At 72.2% G+C, this 1,487-nt stretch carries 2 protein-coding genes; both read right to left on the bottom strand.

Annotation, left to right across the window (positions count from 1 at the left end):
• The coding region (locus tag AC2W7M_RS25265; protein WP_486135839.1) for an FAD binding domain-containing protein at nt 1-711 on the bottom strand (711 nt) is incomplete at its 3' end.
• Nucleotides 708-1,487, bottom strand: a 780-nt coding sequence (locus AC2W7M_RS25260) for a xanthine dehydrogenase family protein molybdopterin-binding subunit (RefSeq protein ID WP_486135837.1), incomplete at its 5' end; no start/stop codon positions are given. The genes AC2W7M_RS25260 and AC2W7M_RS25265, both read right to left, overlap by 4 nt.

Raw genomic sequence — 1,487 nt, 5'->3', positions numbered from 1 at the left:
CACGGCGCGACGAGATCGGCCTCGACGGCGGTCCAGGCGCACCGGCGCCTCCGCCAGCCCGCCGATGGCGACGGCAAGCCGCGCGAATGCGCCGGTCGCGTCGAGCAGCGCGAGGGCGGCGACGCAGACAACGCAGAAGCTCTCGCCGCGCCGCGTCACCTCCTCGAAGGCGAAGCCGTGGCCATGCGGCCAGAGCGCCAGCTCCGCCTGCGTCAGCATCTCGTCGGGCGCGATCTGGGTCATGAGATAGCCTTCGGCCAGCTCGCCGATGGGAAACTGCCGCGTCCTGGCGGCGCTCTCCACGGTGAGCACCGCGTCGAGCGCGCGCGCCACCACCGGAATCTCGGCGGTGGGGTCCATATGGGCGATGCTGCCGCCCACCGTGCCGCGGTTGCGGGTCTGCTGGAAGCCCACATGCTCCATCGCCTCCGCCAGCAGCGGGCAGGCCTCGCGCACAAGCTTGGAGCGCTCGGCGGCGCGCTGGCGCGTCATGGTGCCGATCACCAGCGCATCGCCCGCGCGGCGCATGCCGGCAAGCTCGGGCACGCCGTTGAGGTCGATGAGGTTGGTCGGGCCGGCGAGGCGCAGGTTCATCATCGGCAGCAGCGACTGGCCGCCAGCGAGCACCCGCGCGTCCTCCAGCGTCGCCAGCATGTCCAGCGCTTCCGCCTTGGTGGCCGGCGCATGATAGGCGAAGGGCGCCGGCTTCATGAGCGCGCCTCCGGGACCGCCAAATCCGGATGCATCAGCGCGAACAGGCGCGATGGCGTCGCCGGCAGCTCGCGGATGGCGATGCCGAACGGCTTGAGCGCGTCTTCCACCGCCGAGGCGACCACCGCCAGCGCGGCGATCGTGCCGCTCTCGCCCGCGCCCTTCACGCCCAGCGGATTGAGCGGGGAGGGCGATTCCATGTGGTGCACCTCGATGCGCGGGGAGGTGTCGGCGGTGGCGAGCAGATAGTCCGCATAGGTGCAGGTGAGCGGCTGGCCGTCGTCGCCATAGGCCATCAGCTCGTAGAGCGCGGTGCCGAGCCCGTGCACCACGCCGCCGATGATCTGCCCGTCCACCATCATCGGGTTGATGAGGCGGCCGCAGTCATGCACCACCACATAGCGCGTCACGGTGACGATGCAGGTGGCCGGGTCCACCTCCACCTCGCACACATGCGTTCCGTTGCAATAGGTCATGCCCTTGGGCTGGTAGTCCACCGCCGCCGAGAGGCCCGGCGGCGTGCCGGGCGGGAGGGCGAAGCCTGGCAGCCCGGCGAGCGCGGAGGCGACTTCGCCGAGCGTGCGCCCGCGCCCCGGGACGCCCTTCACATGCACCCGGCCGGCGGACAGCTCCAGGTCCTCGGGGTCCGCCTCCAGCCACTGGGACGCGACCTTGAGGATCTTGGCGCGCACCTCGCCCGCCGCCTGGTGCGCGGCATTGCCGGCGTCACCGCCTGGCGGCTCGCCGAAAGGCGCCGAGTCCGAGCGGGCTCGCCG

It is taken from the genome of Xanthobacter sp. BG11Y11_SDJG, assembly GCF_057364445.1.
Note: the sequence above shows the minus strand (reverse complement) of the source record. Positions and strands in the feature narration are given on the sequence as shown.